This is a genomic window from Blastopirellula marina, assembly GCF_002967715.1.
Taxonomy (GTDB): domain Bacteria; phylum Planctomycetota; class Planctomycetia; order Pirellulales; family Pirellulaceae; genus Bremerella; species Bremerella marina_B.
In genome coordinates, this window is sequence record NZ_PUIA01000017.1 from 25,818 (window position 1) to 44,257 (window position 18,440).

The 18,440-nt window shown below is 55.9% G+C and carries 13 protein-coding genes; 12 read left to right on the forward strand and 1 reads right to left on the reverse strand.

The window, feature by feature from the left end; translation table 11 throughout:
- The first annotated feature begins 316 nt into the window (after nucleotides 1-316).
- The 12 genes from C5Y96_RS06060 (at nucleotide 317) to C5Y96_RS06115 (ending at nucleotide 16,447) form a co-directional block, all read left to right on the forward strand.
- Nucleotides 317-991 (forward strand): hypothetical protein, encoded by a 675-nt coding sequence (locus C5Y96_RS06060; protein ID WP_105350976.1) that lies wholly within the window; start codon nucleotides 317-319, stop codon nucleotides 989-991.
- Nucleotides 992-1,179: 188 nt separating this feature from the next.
- Entirely contained in the window at nucleotides 1,180-2,745 is a 1,566-nt protein-coding gene (locus tag C5Y96_RS06065) for a DUF1549 domain-containing protein (RefSeq protein WP_105350978.1), read from the forward strand.
- Between the two features lie 12 nt (nucleotides 2,746-2,757).
- Nucleotides 2,758-4,077, forward strand: a complete 1,320-nt coding sequence (locus tag C5Y96_RS06070) for a DUF1501 domain-containing protein (RefSeq protein ID WP_105350979.1) — start codon at nucleotides 2,758-2,760, stop codon at nucleotides 4,075-4,077.
- Between the two features lies 1 nt (nucleotide 4,078).
- Entirely contained in the window at nucleotides 4,079-5,836 is a 1,758-nt protein-coding gene (locus tag C5Y96_RS06075) for a hypothetical protein (RefSeq protein ID WP_105350980.1), read from the forward strand.
- A 341-nt stretch (nucleotides 5,837-6,177) separates the two neighbouring features.
- Nucleotides 6,178-7,149, forward strand: coding sequence for a PstS family phosphate ABC transporter substrate-binding protein (locus tag C5Y96_RS06080; protein WP_105351789.1), 972 nt, complete (start codon nucleotides 6,178-6,180; stop codon nucleotides 7,147-7,149).
- A 199-nt stretch (nucleotides 7,150-7,348) separates the two neighbouring features.
- Nucleotides 7,349-9,985: an ABC transporter permease subunit gene (locus C5Y96_RS06085; RefSeq protein ID WP_199188640.1), complete on the forward strand. Its 2,637-nt coding sequence runs from the start codon at nucleotides 7,349-7,351 to the stop codon at nucleotides 9,983-9,985.
- Nucleotides 9,982-12,492: a phosphate ABC transporter permease PstA gene (locus C5Y96_RS27740; protein ID WP_233198837.1), complete on the forward strand. Its 2,511-nt coding sequence runs from the start codon at nucleotides 9,982-9,984 to the stop codon at nucleotides 12,490-12,492. Before C5Y96_RS06085 ends, C5Y96_RS27740 begins: the two co-directional genes overlap by 4 nt.
- 54 nt (nucleotides 12,493-12,546) lie before the next feature.
- On the forward strand, nucleotides 12,547-13,401 hold the full coding sequence (gene pstB, locus C5Y96_RS06100) for a phosphate ABC transporter ATP-binding protein PstB (RefSeq protein ID WP_105350981.1): 855 nt from the start codon (nucleotides 12,547-12,549) through the stop codon (nucleotides 13,399-13,401).
- Nucleotides 13,402-13,440: 39 nt separating this feature from the next.
- Nucleotides 13,441-14,271 (forward strand): hypothetical protein, encoded by an 831-nt coding sequence (locus C5Y96_RS27260; protein WP_158261113.1) that lies wholly within the window; start codon nucleotides 13,441-13,443, stop codon nucleotides 14,269-14,271.
- A gap of 20 nt (nucleotides 14,272-14,291) precedes the next feature.
- Complete coding sequence (gene phoU / locus C5Y96_RS06105) at nucleotides 14,292-14,987, forward strand: phosphate signaling complex protein PhoU (protein ID WP_158261114.1); 696 nt, start codon at nucleotides 14,292-14,294, stop codon at nucleotides 14,985-14,987.
- 86 nt (nucleotides 14,988-15,073) lie between these two features.
- Nucleotides 15,074-15,808, forward strand: coding sequence for a winged-helix domain-containing protein (locus tag C5Y96_RS06110; protein ID WP_105350984.1), 735 nt, complete (start codon nucleotides 15,074-15,076; stop codon nucleotides 15,806-15,808).
- 360 nt (nucleotides 15,809-16,168) lie between these two features.
- Entirely contained in the window at nucleotides 16,169-16,447 is a 279-nt protein-coding gene (locus C5Y96_RS06115; RefSeq protein WP_146115536.1) for a hypothetical protein, read from the forward strand.
- Nucleotides 16,448-16,581: 134 nt separating this feature from the next.
- On the opposite strand, the gene C5Y96_RS06120 is transcribed toward C5Y96_RS06115, so the two are convergent.
- Nucleotides 16,582-18,438, reverse strand: coding sequence for a sodium:solute symporter family protein (locus tag C5Y96_RS06120; RefSeq protein WP_233198838.1), 1,857 nt, complete (start codon nucleotides 18,436-18,438; stop codon nucleotides 16,582-16,584).
- Nucleotides 18,439-18,440: the final 2 nt, after the last annotated feature.

The following is an 18,440-nucleotide window of genomic DNA, read 5'->3' on the forward strand; positions in this document are numbered from 1 at the left end:
GAGAAGTGATCTCCATCTTCATTAGGCAGGTTAAAAAGTGGATTCTGGCGAGGCGGGTCGCATCTTCTATAAAACCAAGCCGGCGGAGCAAACGCAATATCGTATTTGCGCATTCATCTCTCGATTCTCGACACAATCGTGCCTTAATTGCGATGAAGAGCATCGATCACGATTCGGTGAGTTTTCGACAAGATTCCGATGAAATCGTCGAATACCCACCTGAATCCAAGAATTCATCACACTTTGCAAGGGATAGAATGCGCGTATGCGGCGTTTCTCGTCATTGCAGCTTTCCTGTTAAGCGGAGGTGGAAACCATGACACGTTTAGTTGCGTCGATCCTTTTGATCACTCTTGTATTTTGCGTTGTTGCATCCCCTGCCTGGGCACAAGCCCCAGCCGATCCGGCACCGGTGGAAGAAGCAGCAACCGTCGAAGCTGGCACACCAGATGCCGATCAGCCAGCGGCGACCGATGACAACGAAGAACAAGCGAAGCTGGAAGAAGCAAACGAACCGGCAAGCGAACTACCCGAGCAATTGCAAACCATCGCCAAGGACGTCGATAACTCGGAGACGGCCAAAGAAACCAGCGCGGGAATCTTGACGCCGATTTACAAGGTTGCCGAGGCGCTCGAGTTCCCGGCGTTTCACTGGCTTGCTTTCGCCCTGATGCTCGCCGGGGTGATTGGCTTTGCCCTGCAACTGGTGATCGGCAAGCTGGTGGTGATGGCCCACCTGGGCTTTAGCCTTCGCGAGATCCTCTCGGACGTGTTGAGCTTTGTGATCAGTCTGTTTGGTCTGGTGCTTACCACGCAGGCCGCTGCCCAAAACTCGACCTTTACGCAAAGCCCGTTCGCGGTGCTATCGGCTAGTTTACTTGGCTTGATCCTAGGGATCATGCTCTACTTCTGGGGTCAGGCTCAGGAAGTCGAGGCCGTCAAAGGCCGCACGGCCGCAGCCGCCGAAGCGAGAGCTCGCGAAAAGAAGTAACCTGAGTACCAATCCAGGGTGCCGTAACCCAGTTTTCGGCACCCTTAACGGACGTAGATATATTCCTTGTAAATCACTGCATTTTCCTTATCAGGCCAAATAGAACCTGATAAAATACCCGCATAGTGAGGTACCGCGTACCTCCTGGTCGACCTTATCCCCCACTTATCTGTTTTCGAGGCGGAAACATGCTTCGCATCGCGCATGTGCCCGTGAGCTGCGCTGTGCTGCTGCTTGCGTGGACGATGGCTCTTCCAGCGCAAGACACCTCTACGGATGTGTCGAGCGAAACGGCCAAAATGCAGGCGATGGCCGCGCGGATCGATGAGCTTGTACAGACCCGGCTCGATCGTGAAAAAGCAACGGCAGCCCCGCTGGCAACCGACGGTGAATTCATCCGACGCGCTTATCTCGATCTCGTCGGCAACCTCCCCACGGTCGCCCAGACGCGAGCCTATCTCGATAGCGACGCCCCAGACAAGCGTCAGCAGTTGATTGCCCAACTGATCAAGTCGCCGGCTTATCCCACGCACCTGGCCAACACTTGGCGAGCCCTGGTGCTCGAGCCCTCGGACGACCCGCAGCGTCTACAGAACGAACAAGGGCTGCAGCTATGGCTGCGAGGCAAGTTCAGCCAGAACGTGCGGTATGACCGCCTGGTGGAAGAGTTTCTGACTGCGACCCAGGGAAGTGACGGCCCCGGCTATTTTTATGCCTCGCAAGATTTGAAACCTGAGTTACTGGCGTCGGAAACATCACGCATCTTCTTGGGCCTGCAACTAGAGTGTGCCCAGTGCCACGATCACCCATTCGATCGCTGGAAGCAGCAAGACTTCTGGGGCCTTGCCGCCTTCTTCGCCCAGCTCGAGCGTCCGGGCAACGACAACGTGATTGGCCTGGGACGTTTTGACATCGTCGATCGTGATATGGGGGAAGTCACCATCCCAGAAACCGACCAGGTGGTGCCGCCTGCTTTTCCTGGCAGCAAGGCGGACTATGCTTCGCTCGGTGGTACACGCCGGCAGCAGTTAGCCATCTGGATGGTCTCGCGCGATAACCCTTATATGCCGCGGCGGGCTGTGAACTGGGCCTGGGCCCACATGATGGGACGCGGCATTGTTCATCCAGCCGATGACATGTCGCCGCAAAACCTTCCCAGCCATCCTGAGTTGCTGGATGAACTGACCGACTACTTCATTCGAAGTGGTTTTGACCTGCAACTGCTGCTGCAAACGATCGCGATTACCGACACGTATGCTCGCAGCAGCGAGGCCGTTTCCGATTCGGAAGCACCGCCGGAACTTTTTGCCCGGATGGCAGTCAAATCACTCACGCCAGAGCAACTGTACGATGCTTTTTTGAAGGTCGGCCTGCTAAAGACGGACGTCACAATGATGCAGCAGGACGGTCAACGCATTCAGTTCGTTGCACGCCTGCGAACAGCAAGCAAGGACCGCACGTTCTTTGATACGGGCATGCCGCAGGCCCTGGCGGTGATGAACGGCCCGCCTGTTTCGACCGCGACTTCCCCTGAAACCAGCGGTCTGCTTAAGGCCTTGTCTGCTCCATTCCTTACGGACGAACAACGGTTGAACGTCCTGTTTCTGGCAGCCTATAGCCGCCCCCCTTATCCCGATGAATTGAAGCGGTATCAAGAGTTTCTGCAAACAGCAGAACCAGGCCAGCAATCGGCAGCCCTCGGGGATGTGCTGTGGGTGTTGGCCAATAGCGCTGAATTCATGCTGAACCACTAAAGGGAACACCTGATGAACACCACACCTCATTCGCGACGTCGATTCCTACAGGCGACCGCAGGCCTGGTGGGTGCCGCCAGTTGTTCGTGGCTTCCTCAGTTGGCAGCCGCCGCCGGTGCGGACCCCAATCGCAAACGCAGCTGCATCGTGCTGTGGATGGCCGGAGGTCCGACGCAGACCGACACCTTCGACATGAAGCCAGGACATGCCAACGGCGGCGAGTTCAAGGAAACAGAAACGAACGTCCCGGGCCTTCGCTTCAGCGAACACTTTGCCGGGCTTGCCCAGCAGGCCGATAAGCTCGCCATCATGCGCGGGATGAGTACCCGCGAAGGAGACCATCTGCGTGGTACTTATTTGATGCATACCGGCCAGCGACCGGGTGGGCCTCTGAACTACCCTTCGATCGGCGCGTCGCTATCGAAGGCGCTTGAGCACAACCAGTCGACACTACCCAACTACGTGGCCGTTAACCCGAGTGGCCTACTCAACGGCAGCGCGCTGAGCCCTGGCTTTCTCGGGCCACGCTATGCCGCGGCAACCGTTGGCACGCGCGGGGCACCGCCGGCCGAAGGGTCGGATGCGATGGCCGACCTGGGTGTCGACTTCCTGTCGCTTCCCCCAGGGATTGATACGCGGCGGCAGGACGCTCGACTGGCGTTGTGGAAAGACCAGCAAGACCAGTTCCTGGCTCGGCATCCTTCCGGCGCTGCCGAGGCCCAAGCCACGATCTTTCAATCGGCCGTCAAAATGATGCACCCCGAGGCGGCCTCGGCGTTTGACCTTTCGCAAGAGTCCACCGAGGTTCGCGAGACGTATGGACGCGGCACGTTCGGCCAAGGTTGCCTGATTGCCCGGCGACTGGTCGAGCGCGATGTTCCCTTCGTGGAAGTGACACTCGGCGGAGGTGGCCTCGGCTGGGACACCCACCAAGGCAATTTCCCCGCCGTCGAGCGGCTCTCGAAAGAACTTGACCAAGGATGGAGCACGCTCATGCGCGAACTGAGCGAACGTGGTCTTCTGGAATCGACCACGATCTTGTGGATGGGTGAGTTTGGCCGAACCCCCAACATCAACAACACCGCCGGTCGCGACCACTTCCCCGATGCCTGGACATGTGTGCTGGCCGGTGGTGGCATCGCCGGTGGCCAGGCATACGGCCAGACCGACGAAGCCGGCAGCGAGGTCACCGAAGGTAAGACCGAAGTGCAAGACCTGCTGGCCACGCTGTGTCGTGCCGTGGGTGTCGATCCGGCGACCGAGCACTTCTCGCCCCAGGCACGTCCTATCAAGATTTCGGAAGGGCACTCCATCGACCAGGTTTTGGCGTAACATGCGAGCAGTTCTTTCATCGTGCGTTCTATTTTCCCTGGCAATGGTCGTTGGCGGCTGCAACGAGCGTGCTGCCAAAGCGCCCCCTGTGAAGCCTCCTCCGCCTCCTGTCGTGGTTCAACCGATCGTCGATCCGATCGATTTGATTGCCTTGGAAGAGATGGCGGTTCCCCAGGCAGGGCTTCCGTTCGAGCTAGAACCGTACGTCCAGCCGCAACGGCTAATCGTCTTCACATCGCAGGGACCGATCCGCGTGGACGTGCTGCTATGGATCGACGACCAGCCGTACGATCACGCGATGGAAGAACTGGTCGATCACGTTCTGAAATTGGCCGACGCGAACGGGGACGGCAAAGCGACGTGGGATGAACTGGCGGATCAACCCGAGTTACGCAGCGGGCAATTCGGCAACCTTTCCTTCGAAGACCCGCGTCAACGCAAACAGAACATCGATCGCTACGACACGAATCGCAACGGCTGGGTCGATCGCGCCGAGGTCCCACGCATGGTCAGTCGCAGCAGTGCCCGCACCGAGGCGTTTTCCGTTCGCCGAACGTCTTATGCCGTCAATCGCAGCCGAACCGATTCTCCGCTGCGGCAGATGCTGGATGAAAATAGCGATGGTGTGATCGATAGCGAAGAGATCGCCACGGCTGCCAATCGGCTTCGCTTACGCGACTTGGATGACGACGAGATCGTCACGCCGATGGAATTGATCACGGCCTCAGGGCGTTCGATGACCGACATGACACGCAGTGGCGATCGACGTCGTTTTTTCGGCGGGCAAGGGATGTTCACGCTAGACGACAGTACACCCTGGAACGATCTGCTATACGCGATGCAGGAAAACTATGAACGCGGTGGGCAACTTCAACTCGACAAGTTCCCCTCAGAAAACCTGCTGCATACGATCGACGCCGATGCCGATGGAGTGCTGAGCAAAGAGGAGCTCCCCAAGCTCGCGAGCTTACCTCCCGAATACGAACTGACCATTCGCTTTGGAGATGACGCGGAAAAGCAGCCGAGGATTTCCATGACTCCCTTCCGAATGACTTCTGCCGAGCCGATTACCAAGAGCAACGAAGTTTCGGTCAACCTGGGCACCGATTGGCTCGTCTTTCGCATGAGGGACAACGTGAGCTCTGAATTCGCGCTTCGCCAGGCCGAAAGTCTCTTGCAGACGTATGACGGTAACCAGGATGGCTATCTCGAGGAAAGCGAACTTCCCGAGCAAGGCACCAACATCAACTTCGCCATGGCCGACAAGGACAAGGACGAGAAACTGTACGTTGAAGAGATCGAAGCCTCGCTCCTCCAGCGAAACTGGGTGCAGCGATGCCATATTCGTCTGCAGGGAATCGACGGGGATGACCCTCTGTTTCGCGCGGTCGACCCGGTCCGAGATGGCCGGCTTTCCGCCCGGGAACTAAAGCAACTGGAGAAGCAATTTGCCAGCATGGATGCCGACAAATCACATTCGATTGAATTCGACGAGATTCCGTCGCTACTGGTGTTCGAGTTCTTTCGCGGGGAACAAGACGATAACCAGTTGGTGCGTTCGATCTACACGCCTCCTGGCGACGCGACCGAGATCAACGAACTGACGCCGGATTGGTTTTCCGGCATGGACTATAACGGAGACGGCGATATCAGTATTCGTGAATTCCTGGGCACCCCAGATCAGTTCTCGAAGCTGGATGCCGACAACGACGGCTTCATCACCGCCGCCGAAGCCCTTTCGACCCCGGATGTGCTCTAACAAAGCACCTTTCATGTGCTCTGGATGGTGCCGCTCTCACAGACAGCCACCCCCCGCAAGGGCCATGCACGTTAACCGGAATATTAACGTTTTGTAAATATAACCACTCAAAAGAGGTCAGGGCTTTCTTTGCCCGAGGTTATGCCAGAAGATTAACATCCGCTGGAATAGCCCCTAAACGCCGAGAAAATCGTTAATCCCTAGCGAAACTGGTCGTGTGGAGATGAGCTTTTCCAAGTGTTAGCACATTGTTAATGCTAATTTCTCCCTGGTGCGAAATCGTGATGGTATGTGATCGCCTCCGATTTTTGCTTGCCCTGCTTCTGGAAGGATTGGATCTGATGTTGCGTTGCCACACTTTCGTGATTACTTCGCTTCTGGCGTGCCTATGCCCTGGGGTATTGATGGCTCAGCTGGAAGTCGATCCGAAGCTGCCGGTTTACCAGCGCGTCTCAGGCGTCTCTGGCACGATCAAAAGCATCGGCTCGGACACGATGAACAACATGATGACCCTGTGGGCAGAAGGGTTCCAAGAGATCTATCCGAACGTCCAGATCGAAATCGAAGGCAAAGGCTCTTCGACCGCTCCTCCGGCACTGATCCAAGGTACCGCGACCTTTGGCCCGATGAGCCGTCCGATGAAGGCCAACGAGATCGACGATTTCGAGAAGCGATACGGCTACAAACCAACCGAACTGGGCACCAGCATCGACATGCTGGCCGTCTATGTCAACAAAGACAATCCGATTGAAGGCCTGGCCCTTTCTCAGGTCGATGCCATCTTTTCGACCAATCGCAAAGGGGGTGCCCAGAAGGACATCAACCGTTGGGGAGAACTTGGCCTGACCGGTGCTTTCGCCCAGTCGCCGATCAGCCTGTATGGTCGTAACTCGGCATCGGGAACGTATGCGTTCTTCAAGGAAAACGCCTTGTTTGGTGGCGACTACAAGCCGTCGGTCAAAGAGCAGCCAGGTAGCTCTTCGGTTGTGCAAGGGGTTGCGACCGACAAGTTCGGTATCGGCTACAGCGGCATCGGCTACAAGACGTCCGACGTCCGCGCACTACCGCTGTCGGCTGAGGGAACGGATTTCGTCGAACCAACCGCCGAAAACGCCGACGACTACCCGCTGTCGCGTTTTCTGTTTGTCAGCGTGAACCATCGTCCTGGCAGCGAATTGGATCCACTGCGTCGCGAGTTCTTGAAGTACATCTACAGCCAGCAAGGACAAAAGGCAGTCGTCAAAGATGGCTACCTGCCTATTCCCGCCACCATCGCGCAAGAACAGCTGGCCAAGGTCGGCATCAAGAACTGAGCCCTTCGCTTTCCTTCCCGGTAAGCTCTGCCACTTCCGATCGTTGTTGCAGAGCTTATCCGATTCACATCGACATCCCACGCTTCGCCTGGATGGTTAAACCAAGGTTTCTCGCTTATCCATGAGTGGCACCCCGCCTAGATTCACCGGACGAAAACGCAGGCTCAAAACCCACTGGAGCGTGCGTTGGTCGGATATTATGTCCGAAGGCGTCATCACCGTTGGCGGAATTGGCACGATTGTCGCTGTTTGCCTGGTGGCTCTCGTGTTGGTGATGGAGGTCATTCCTCTATTCCGTGTCGCGTCGATCAAGCCGCTCGATATTCGCGAGGCTCCGTGGAGTTCCAACGAGATCGTTCACTTCGAGCTGAACGAATACCAGACCATGGGATGGCTCCTGACAACGGACGGCACGCTGAAGGTCGTTCGCTTGATTCCGCCCGCGCCGAAAGACGCCGAAGCAGAATCAGCAAACCAACTGGCGTTCGAGGTTGTTCAAGAGACAAAGCTACTGGACGAAGGCCAGATCACGGCAATCTCGACATCGACGGGGCAAACCGATTTCGTCATTGGCATGAACGACGGATCGGTCCGCATCGGGAACGTCGAATTCAAGACAACCTTTGTCGACCCGATCGAAATCAAGAATTGGTTTGTCGACCAGACTGGTAGCACCTCAGGCAAGCACTTGTCGCATCCGGGTGACACGGCGATCTACCAGGATGGTGTCGTGCAGATGACGCCCCAGGGACAGTACCGGGCCCAAGAGATTGATTGGGCGCTTGGCGAACCGATTGCCGTCAGCGATTCGCCTATCGTGCTGTTGGATCATCTTCCCCAGGCCAGTGCCCGGTCTAGCCTCGGCGGTAAGTCGACCACTTTTACGGCCCTGACAGGGGATGACCAGTTAAAGCTGGGCGTTGTCAGCGAGAAGAAGAGTCTGCTCAGCGGCAAAGTGAAACTTGACGCCAAGTTTTATGACCTTCCAGCAGCGACGGAGGATAACAGCGTTCCCAAATTCATCCTGATCGATGACCTTGGCAATAATGTCCTGGCGGTAAAACCATCGGGGCAACTAAGCCGCTATGATATCCGCGATAAGGCCAACATCAGCATCGCCGAGACCGTTGACCTGGTCCCCGATTCCGACGCACAGGTCACCTTGTGCAATTGGATCTTAGGCCGCGAGACCTTGTTCGTGGGTGACAGCGAAGGAAACTGTTCAGGCTGGTTCCAGATTCGCCTGTCCGATCGATCTGACGACACCTTTGCAGATCGTAAAAGTTCCGACGGCTTCGCTCTGGTACGTGCCCATGCATTCCCCCAGGGTCCTGGGGCGGTCAGTGCATTTGGCGCTTCGTCGCGCAGTCGCATGTTTATCGTGGGTTATGCGACCGGCCAATGCTCGCTGTTTCACATGACCACCGAGAAGCACGTTGCCGATTTGCAAGTGCCTGACGGGGGCGTGGTACAACTTGCCAGAATCGCTCCTCGTGACGATGGGCTCTTTATCGAGGCCGATGGCAAGATTGCTCATTACGCTCTCTCTCCTGGCTTTCCTGACATTACGCTGGCGTCTCTCTTTTTGCCGGTCTGGTACGAAGGGTACGCCGAACCGCTGAACATGTGGCAAAGCTCTTCCTCGAAAACGGAAGACGAACTGAAGTTTTCGCTCTACCCGCTCATCTCTGGCACGTTCAAGGCCACGTTTTACTCCATGCTATTTGGAGCCCCGCTGGCTCTACTTGCTGCCGTGTACACCAGCGAGTTCAGCACACGGCGGACACGTATGCTGGTGAAGCCGACCGTTGAAATGATGGCCAGCTTGCCGAGCGTGGTCCTGGGCTTTCTGGCGGCCCTGGTCTTTGCACCGGTGGTCGAAGAGGTGGTCCCTGCTTGCCTGGCGGCCGTATTCACCGTCCCGTTCGTCATCTTGCTGGGTGCGTTCATCTGGCAAGTCATGCCGCAATCATTCACGCTCCGGCTTCAGCCCTATCGACTATGGTTTCTTTCGCCGGTGCTTTGCCTGGGTATCTATCTTGCCTACTGGCTAGGGCCTTCGATCGAACAGTGGCTGTTCCTCGGCAATATCAAGTTCTGGCTGGTTCACCCGGAACAAGGCTCAGGCGTCGGGGGCTGGCTACTGATCTTGATCCCCTTCTCGGCATTGGTCACGTTTGTGTTGGATGTCTATGTTTTGAATTCATTCTGGCGCGGCAGCGTCGCCAAGGCCCCCAGGTTCACGTTCTCGCTATTGAGTCTAGGGAAGTTTTTGCTGCTGTCGCTGTTTACCTTTGCGTTGGCCTATGCCCTGGGAACCTTATTCGACCTTGCCGGTTGGGATCCGCGAGGAACCTACATTGGCGAATTCGATCAACGAAATTCGCTGATTGTTGGCTTCGTGATGGGCTTCGCCGTGATTCCCATTATCTATACGCTGGCAGACGATGCTCTTTCCACGGTGCCTTCCCATCTGCGATCGGCATCGCTGGGATGTGGTGCCACGCATTGGCAAACGACGGTACGTGTCGTCATTCCAACGGCCATGAGCGGGCTGTTTTCGGCACTTATGATTGGCCTGGGTCGTGTTGCAGGCGAAACGATGATCGTGCTGATGGCCGGCGGCAACACGCCCATCGAAGACTGGAACATCTTTAACGGCTTCCGAACCCTTAGCACAAATATCGCCATCGAACTGCCGGAAGCCGTTCAAGGAAGCTCGCACTATCGCGTGTTGTTTTTATCGGCGCTGGTGCTCTTCATGCTGACGTTCCTGATCAATACGGTCGCGGAAGTCGTTCGACTTTACTTCCGGAGGAGGGCCTACCAGCTATGAGCCAACCTCAGGACAACGCAAACAGCCACGTCAAGAAGTACCAGCGCAAGGTACGACCAGGGCTCACGATTCTCTCTCAGGGAGAGCCCATGATCTGGCTCTCAGGCGGAGCTTTGACTTTGGCTCTGTTGATGATCTTTGGGCTATTGGGGCTCATTATCTATCAAGGCATGGCCAGCTTCTGGCCAGGTCGGCTGTATCTGGTAACACTTAAAGACGGTTCGGTCTTGTTGGGGGAACTTGCCGACGAGGAAGATTACACCCCCGGTAGCGTTTCGCCCGAACCCACCGAGAACGAAAGCACCACGCCCCAGCCATCCCATCGCTGGCAATACCGCACCGACAACTTCGAGTTCAAAGGCCCTCAAAGCGGTACCTATCAATGGGTCACCCAAGACGAACTCGCCGATACGCCACCGACGATGCCTGAGTGGGCCATGCTCTTTGAGCGAACGAAGCTTGGACGTTTCATCGGCACACCGCAGAAATTCGTCACTTCGAAAACTCGTCCGATCTCATCAGACGAAGACGACCTGAGCGATATCCATGCGTTTTTCACGAACTATCAAGCGAGTCTCTCGGGGCCGGACGCGCAAGACGATGAGGCTCAAGCGGCCTGGGCAGCTATGCTCGAATCGCTAACCCAAGAGATTGAATCGATTCAAGAAAAGCTCGATGCCCTGCAAGCCGAGAACACCCTTAGCTTCATCACTCAAAATCGAAATGGGGAGCAAGGGCTTGTCGGTGTCACCGAAAGTGGCCAGGTCCTTTCCCTTTCTGAAGTTCCCGATGGTGAGAACCTGATCGAGATCCGAGAGGTTTTGGAAGGCCCCCAGGCAACCTACAACGCCTACCAGCAACACCATGAAACGGCCCGTGAAAGCGTCCATGCAATCGACCGCATCGCCGAATATGAAGTAGGCGAAAGCAGCCGCCGTCAGGAACAAGCCCGCCTTGAACTGCGTTCGCAAGAGTTGGAGCACGACGTTTTCGTCGAAGGACTGGCGAACGAGATTTATAACCTGAAGATCGAATTGAATGCGATCCAACAAGACAAACAGAAGGATATCCGAATCGCCGAACGTGCCCGGCGTATCCTGGGCGAAGATTCGGCGATGTCCAAGGTTGGCCCAGATCTCGTTGCCACTTTAAACGCACAACGCTCCAGCGAAGAAACACGCATCGAAGCCCGACTGGATGAAATCTCCCAATTGCTGGCGCAGGTCCCTCCTGCTGCCCGGCAGGCCGTTTATCACTTTGTGGACGTTCGCTTTGAGGTCGACAATCAGATTGCCGCACTGCAGGAACGCATTAACGAGATCGAGGATCGCAACAATCGCTTCGGTTTATTTGCTACCACCGCTGATGGGACCGAAGCGGAGCTGAAACTGGGAGACATCGTCCGAGCGTTTCCGGCCAATCAACTCGATTGGATGGGGCGTTTGAAGGTCTACTTCTCGCGTTGGGGCGAATTCCTTCTGGCAGATCCGCGTGAAGCGAACTCGGAAGGGGGCGTCTTCCCGGCGATTTGGGGAACGATCGCCATGACGATGATCATGTCGCTGATCGTGGTTCCTTTCGGCGTTTTGGCAGCTTTATACCTTCGCGAATACGCCAAGAGTGGTCCGATCGTCAGTATCATTCGTATCAGCATCAATAACCTGGCCGGTGTGCCGAGCATCGTGTTTGGTGTGTTCGGCTATGGCTTTTTGATTCTCGTTGTCGGTGCTTACATCGATGGTGGTCCCGTCAATGCCAACCTGCCGACCATGCCGAAGCTATGGTGGTGGCTGACTGCCGCTGGCCTGGCAATCGTGGCCTTTTCGGCATTCATTACCACATCGTACTCGCTGGGAAGCCGCAAAGTGCTGACGCGAATGCGCACCCCAACCTTGGGCATAGCCAGTCTTCTGTTGTGGATCACGGCAACGGTGGCGTTCATTGCCCTGGTCGCATTTACACCCAACTTCCATGGCTTCTACCAGGCCAATCTTCCTAACCCAACGTTCGGCAAAGGGGGATTGCTGTGGGCCAGTTTGACGTTGGCCCTACTGACCTTGCCGGTAGTGATTGTCGCCACGGAAGAAGCCTTGGCCGCCGTTCCCAATTCGCTTCGTGAAGGTTCGTATGGCTGCGGGGCGAGTAAATGGCAGACGATTCATCGTATCGTCCTGCCCCACGCGTTGCCGGGCATCATGACCGGAATGATTCTGGCCATGGCGCGCGGAGCTGGCGAAGTCGCTCCCCTGATGTTGGTTGGCGTGCTCAAGCTGGCCCCCGAGTTGCCGGTCGACCTGAGCGCCCCATTTGTTCACTTGGACCGAAGCTTTATGCACCTCGGTTTTCATATATTCGACTTAGGTTTCCAGAGCCCAAATAGCGAAGCCGCCAAGCCGATGGTGTTCACGACGACACTGCTGCTGATCACCGTGATCGCGACGTTGAACCTGTTCGCGATCTGGCTGCGTGCCCGACTTCGAAAACGATTTCAGTCCGGACAATTTTAAACGGCCCTGAATATGCCTATGTCTCGCCTTTGTGACTAGCAGAAGCCCAACCCCATGAGTCAACCACAATCAGGAACTTCGGAAACGAGCCGGCTCGAATTGATCGCCCAGGGACATAACTTTGCGCCTGTGGTGCACGATGCCGTCTTTCGCGAAGAAAAAGTTCTGGAGATTAAGAACTTCAATCTCTGGTACGGAGACAAGCAGGCTCTCTTCAATATCAGCATGCCTATTCCCCGCGGCCAGGTAACCGCGTTAGTCGGCCCATCCGGCTGTGGCAAGTCGACCTTGCTGCGGTGCGTGAATCGCATGAACGACTTGATCGACACCGTGCGAATCCAAGGCGACATTTTCTTAAACGACCAATCGATCTGCGATCGCGGAGTCGACGTGATCGAGCTTCGCAAACGCATGGGCATGGTTTTCCAGAAACCCAATCCATTCCCCATGAGCATCTTCGAAAACGTCGTCTATCCGTTACGAATCGACGGCGAACGAAGTCGTAGCGTGCTGGAAGGAGTTTGTGAACACAGCCTGAAAGGTGCCGCGATCTGGAGCGAAGTGAAAGACCGACTACACGAAAGTGGCCTGAGTCTTTCCGGCGGTCAGCAACAACGGCTATGCATCGCCCGAGCCATCGCGAGTGAGCCAGAGGTGCTGCTGCTAGACGAACCATGCTCTGCGCTCGATCCGATCGCTACCGGCAAGATCGAAGATTTGATTCGCGAACTTCGCGGTGAGTACTCGATTTTGATCGTTACTCACAACATGCAGCAAGCCTCGCGAATCAGCGATTACACCGCGTTTATGTATCTGGGCCGGCTCGTCGAATATGGCCCGACCGTCGACATATTCACCAAGCCCAAGCTGTCTGAAACCAACGCCTACGTGACGGGACGCTTTGGTTAAGAAATCCCGCTTCTCACTTTTTGCGAAAGGACGCCGACAATGACGCTTCGATTGCCAGTTGTAGCCAAACGGTTCATGCTCTTGGTACTGACGACCATTGCCTGCTGCAGTTCCTACGCCTATGCCGACGAAACGGCCGCGCGTCCCTCGAATCATCAGAAGTTCACGGAAGACTTCTGGAACTATTTGCACGGCAAGTACAGCGATTGGAAGCAGTTGGACACCTTCCCAGACCACGTCCCCACACCGGAAGCCGGCACCAATGGCACTATCTACGTCAACGACGTAGCCGCAAAGGATACCGCCAAGCTTGATTTCGGGTCGATCGTGGTGGTCGAATACCAGCGCGATGGCAAGCCGTACGCTGTGTCGGCCTTGTTTCACGCTCGCCCTGGCGTCAATCAAAAGAATAACGACTGGTACGAACTGTACTACCTGGCCGACGGCACGACCGTTAAGTCATCTGCCGATCATTCCCCCTACAATCGCAGCGGTTTTTTAACCAAAGAAGTCGACGGCCGATTGTGGGTTCTTCCCCTGGACAGCCCAGGGATCGCCGATTTGATCGCAGGCGAAGGTCCTGAAAAACATGTTACGCTGCCTGGCGCTGGACCGGATCGCAAGACGATCAAATCAGATTCACGAGAAACGGCCATTCACTACCTCTTTGCCAAACCAGGCTACCTGACCTACTTCGAAGATGGACGCGCATGGATCTTCGCCGAGAAAACCGATGCCGCAGCGCACTTCCGCAAAGAAGGACTTCCCGAAAAGCACGTCACGCGAATTGGTGCTGGTCCGATGCGTACCACGATCAAAGCGCCCGATGCCGAGACGATCGACCTGTTCCTCGGCGCATCCGACAAATAGAACCTCGAAAGCTACTTTCCATGACTCGTCACTGGATCCGACAGATCGAAGCCGTTCGTTCCCAACTTCTCTCGATGGGTACGCATGCCGAGGCCCAGGTTAGCGAAGCGACACGGGCACTGCATGATCTCGATCGAGACCGAGCCCTTGATGTTATCGCCGAGGACGATCAACTCGACGAAATGGATGTCGCCCTGGAAGAAGAGTGCCTGCACTCGATCGCTCTCTTCCAGCCGGTGGCGTCGGACCTGCGCCTGATCATTTCATCGATGTCGGTTGGCCACGAGCTAGAACGTATCGGAGATCTGGCGGTCAACATTGCCGAAAGCGTGGTTCGGCTTCGCGACGGCGGCGTGGCGACCACCCAGATCGTTCTGCCGGAATGTTTAAGGCAAGCGAATCTTCAAGCCATCGAGATGTTACGAAAAAGCCTGGATGCGTTCATCGATCGTGATGCATCGACCTGCCGAAAGTTGATCTATCAAGACCGTGAACTCGATCGCCTGCATCGGCAAATCTTCCAGTGGCTCAAAGAGGGGATCTCGAAAAACCCAACTGATCTGGACTGGATGATCGAGATTACCGGTATCTCGAAACATATCGAACGGATTGCGGATCACGTCACCAATATCGCCGAGATTGTCATCTACTGGGTCGAAGGCGAAATCGTTCGCCATCGTCAGTCGATCGATGACAACGAGGAGACCGCGTCATGATTTCGCCGCCAATGACATACACGGAAGGCTACTGCTTATCAGGGCGGATCCCCCTGTTTCCTTCAACCAGAACATAAAGACAAACCGTGGCCCAGCGCAGCATATTGATCGTCGAAAAAGCAGGTGGTCCGCTCCACACGGTCGCGCACAATCTGCAACAAACCGGCTGCCAGGTCTACTTGGCCAGCGGCACGCGTGATGGTCTGCAGCACGCGATGGAATACGTACCGGACGTGGTCGTCTTATCGCGGTCTCTGGCCGAAGTGGATACGCTTGACCTATGTCGTTCACTGCTAAGAAACCTGGGCGAAGACTCGACCCCGGCGATCTTGATTGCTCCGACCGGCGGAGACTTGAGTGGCATCGACGACCCTGCTCACGATTCACGTCTGGCCGAGTCCCTGGCACTCGACCTGCTTGCCCAGTCGGTTAAAACGCTGACCTTTCGTGCCCGACAAACGGCCGATTCCCAGGCCGTCCTCGAATGTCACGGCATTCGACTCGATCCTCGCTTTTCTTTGGTCGAAATGGACGGCAAACGTCTCGATCTGACGCCGACCGAGTATCGGCTCCTGCAAGCTCTGCTAGCACGCCCAGGGCATGTCCTTACCAGGGCTCAGCTCGAAGAAGCGGCTGGTCTGCCAGCGAAAGACCGAGAGCCTGAGGGGGATTCTGAGCACGCGAGTCGAACACGCCGGATCGATGTCCACGTGAAATCGATCCGCGGTAAACTCGACCGAAAGGGGATCCTCATCGAAACCGTTCGGGGGGTCGGCTATCGTTTCCGCGAACCGGCCTGGAACATAAACTCTTTAAACTAAGCTGTTTACGCTGAAAGCAGCTCCAATGAGGGCTCGATGACCCGCCAAGATTCTTTAGCGCAATTTGCCGTGCCACATACTTGAAGGTGAACTCGCGATTAAGGTATCGTTAATCGTGCGTGGTGGAGGTTGCGAGGGTACTTTGCCCGAAGACAATCGACGTCACCAAGGATGTCGTGCTAGCAAGTACGGCTGGCCGGAGAGGTCAGCCGGAACGGATTCCTCCGAAACGATGGAAAGCGCGACGGATTATCGTGCTATTTCGGGCGTCATTGAAGACCCCGCGACATGGAACGGATTTCCTTCCCGTGATGATTCTCTCTCAAATTGACGATAGAGAATGGAAGGAAGATGGAAATCATGGTCGGTTTGAAAGTGAACAACGGTTTGAGCGGTAAGTCTCTCTGGGAACGGCGCGAGCTTCTACGAAGCCAAGCCAACGTGCGATTCGTCGATCCCGATCAGTTTTGTACCCTGGCGGTCTCTTGCCGCAAGATTACGCGGGCAGATGAATCGGCTGCGGGCCTCAAGGGCCTGTTTAGCGAAGATGATGGCCTGACGTACTTCGTCGAAGAAGAATTACTTGAGAAGTACCGGGATGGGGTCGATGTGCCGGATCCCTCGCTTGAGCTTGTTTAGTCGCCAAATCTCAGCAGATTGACCGGCGATTACCTCGGAAACGCTTTAGCATTCTTTTATCGCTGAAGCGTCTGCTTTTGCTTCTTATTTGGCGGCTGCCGATCCTTTTCCAGCAGCCGCACTAAAAACTTGCCTTACGGATTATCCGCTTCGGCGTCCGTTTCGTCGAAGTGAGCTTCCGGAGCGTGCGACCCACGCGGAACACGGACACTCTCAACCAGGTCTTGAACCTCGGGCGGTGGTGGCGGCGTGAGCCGGCTGATTGTGATCGCCACGATGAAATTCAAAGCCAGGCCAATCGCCCCAACACCTTCTGGACGAAGCCCATTGGGGATCCAACTGCTTCCCTGGAACCAGGGAGTCATCAGTGGCTCGTCAAAGCCGAGCACGCGATCCGAACGGCACAGAATGATGTAGATGGCCGTGAACAGAATGCCTACGATCATCCCGGATGTCGCTCCCTGACGGTTCATTCGCTTATCGAAGATCCCCAGGAAGATAATCGGGAAGAAGCTTGCCGCAGCCAGGCCGAACGCGAACGCGACCACTTCGCCAATAAACCCTGGCGGTGCAATGCCGAAGTAGCCAGCGACCAGGATCGCTCCGATGATCATGATTCGAGCGATAAATAGTCGCCGTGGTTCGGATGCATTCGGCTCGAAGAAGTGAACGTACAAGTCGTGAGCCATCGAGCTGGAGATCACCAACAACAGACCAGCGGCTGTACTCAATGCAGCGGCCAGACCACCGGTGGCGACAATCGCCACCACCCACGGAGAAAGCTGCGCGATCTCAGGCGTTGCCAGAACGAGAATATCCTTGTCGATCTTCACTTCATCAAAGTTACCGTCGACATTCTTGAGAGACAGGATGCCATCTTTGTTCTTGTCGTCGATCGTGATCAACCCGGTTTTCTGCCAGGTATCGACCCACTGGATAGGTACTTCTTTGCCTTCTTCATCGACCCGATAAACGGGGATGTACGAAACGTCATCATCCGACTTGGTCACTTCGCCAATGCGTGCCCCTTCCAATGTGTTCAAGATGGAATAGCGGGCAAACATCGCCAGAACCGGTGCGGAAGTGTAAAGCAAGCAGATGAAAAGCAATGCCCAGAAAGCGCTGTAGCGAGCCGCACGCACATTGGCCACCGTGTAAAAACGCACGATCACGTGTGGTAAACCAGCCGTACCAGCCATCAGAGCGAACATGATGAAAAAGACGTTCGCCATGTCGTAGTTGGTAAACGGTTGCGTGTACGACGAAAAGCCGAGGTCTTCCTGAATCAAGTTGACCTTCTCGGCGATGTCCCCGGTCGTAAACCCAATTTGTGGAACGGAGCTGTCAGTTAGCATTCCCGACAGGGCGAATGTCGGAATCAAAAATGCAGCGATCAGCACGAAAAACTGCACGACCTGCGTCCAGGTAATCCCCTTCATGCCCCCCAGCACGGCGAACACGCCAACGATGATCATCCCCAGTACGACCCCCTGCCAGGTTTCGACTTCCAGGAAGCGGGCAAACACGATCCCCACGCCACGCATCTGACCGGCGACGTACGTGATGGAAATAAACACAGCACAAACGGCAGCCACAATACGAGCCGTTTCGCTGTAGTAACGCTTGGCCACAAAGTCAGGCACCGTGTATTGGCCAAACTTTCGCAGATAGGGTGCCAGCAGCATCGCTAACAGCACGTAGCCACCAGTCCAGCCCAATAGAAAGACCGACCCATCCGAGCCCAAACCGCTGATCAGGCCAGCCATGCTGATAAACGACGCAGCGCTCATCCAGTCGGCGGCGGTGGCGGCTCCATTGGCAATCGCAGGAACCCCCTGCCCAGCCACGTAGAACTCACCGGATTCCGTTACACGGCTCTTCCACCCGATATACAGGTAGATCATGAAGGTGATGGTGACGAACCCAAAGGTCCATATTCGTGTCGCTGTCATTGCCGCGCCAAGCAGCGGCATCTGTTCGATAAAGTCCACGG

Coding starts and splice junctions, on each gene's coding strand:
- C5Y96_RS06060 (WP_105350976.1), top strand. CDS start 317: ATGACACGTTTAGTTGCGTCGATCCTTTTGATCACTCTTGTATTTTGC.
- C5Y96_RS06065 (WP_105350978.1), top strand. CDS start 1,180: ATGCTTCGCATCGCGCATGTGCCCGTGAGCTGCGCTGTGCTGCTGCTT.
- C5Y96_RS06070 (WP_105350979.1), top strand. CDS start 2,758: ATGAACACCACACCTCATTCGCGACGTCGATTCCTACAGGCGACCGCA.
- C5Y96_RS06075 (WP_105350980.1), top strand. CDS start 4,079: ATGCGAGCAGTTCTTTCATCGTGCGTTCTATTTTCCCTGGCAATGGTC.
- C5Y96_RS06080 (WP_105351789.1), top strand. CDS start 6,178: ATGTTGCGTTGCCACACTTTCGTGATTACTTCGCTTCTGGCGTGCCTA.
- C5Y96_RS06085 (WP_199188640.1), top strand. CDS start 7,349: ATGTCCGAAGGCGTCATCACCGTTGGCGGAATTGGCACGATTGTCGCT.
- C5Y96_RS27740 (WP_233198837.1), top strand. CDS start 9,982: ATGAGCCAACCTCAGGACAACGCAAACAGCCACGTCAAGAAGTACCAG.
- pstB (WP_105350981.1), top strand. CDS start 12,547: ATGAGTCAACCACAATCAGGAACTTCGGAAACGAGCCGGCTCGAATTG.
- C5Y96_RS27260 (WP_158261113.1), top strand. CDS start 13,441: ATGACGCTTCGATTGCCAGTTGTAGCCAAACGGTTCATGCTCTTGGTA.
- phoU (WP_158261114.1), top strand. CDS start 14,292: ATGACTCGTCACTGGATCCGACAGATCGAAGCCGTTCGTTCCCAACTT.
- C5Y96_RS06115 (WP_146115536.1), top strand. CDS start 16,169: ATGGTCGGTTTGAAAGTGAACAACGGTTTGAGCGGTAAGTCTCTCTGG.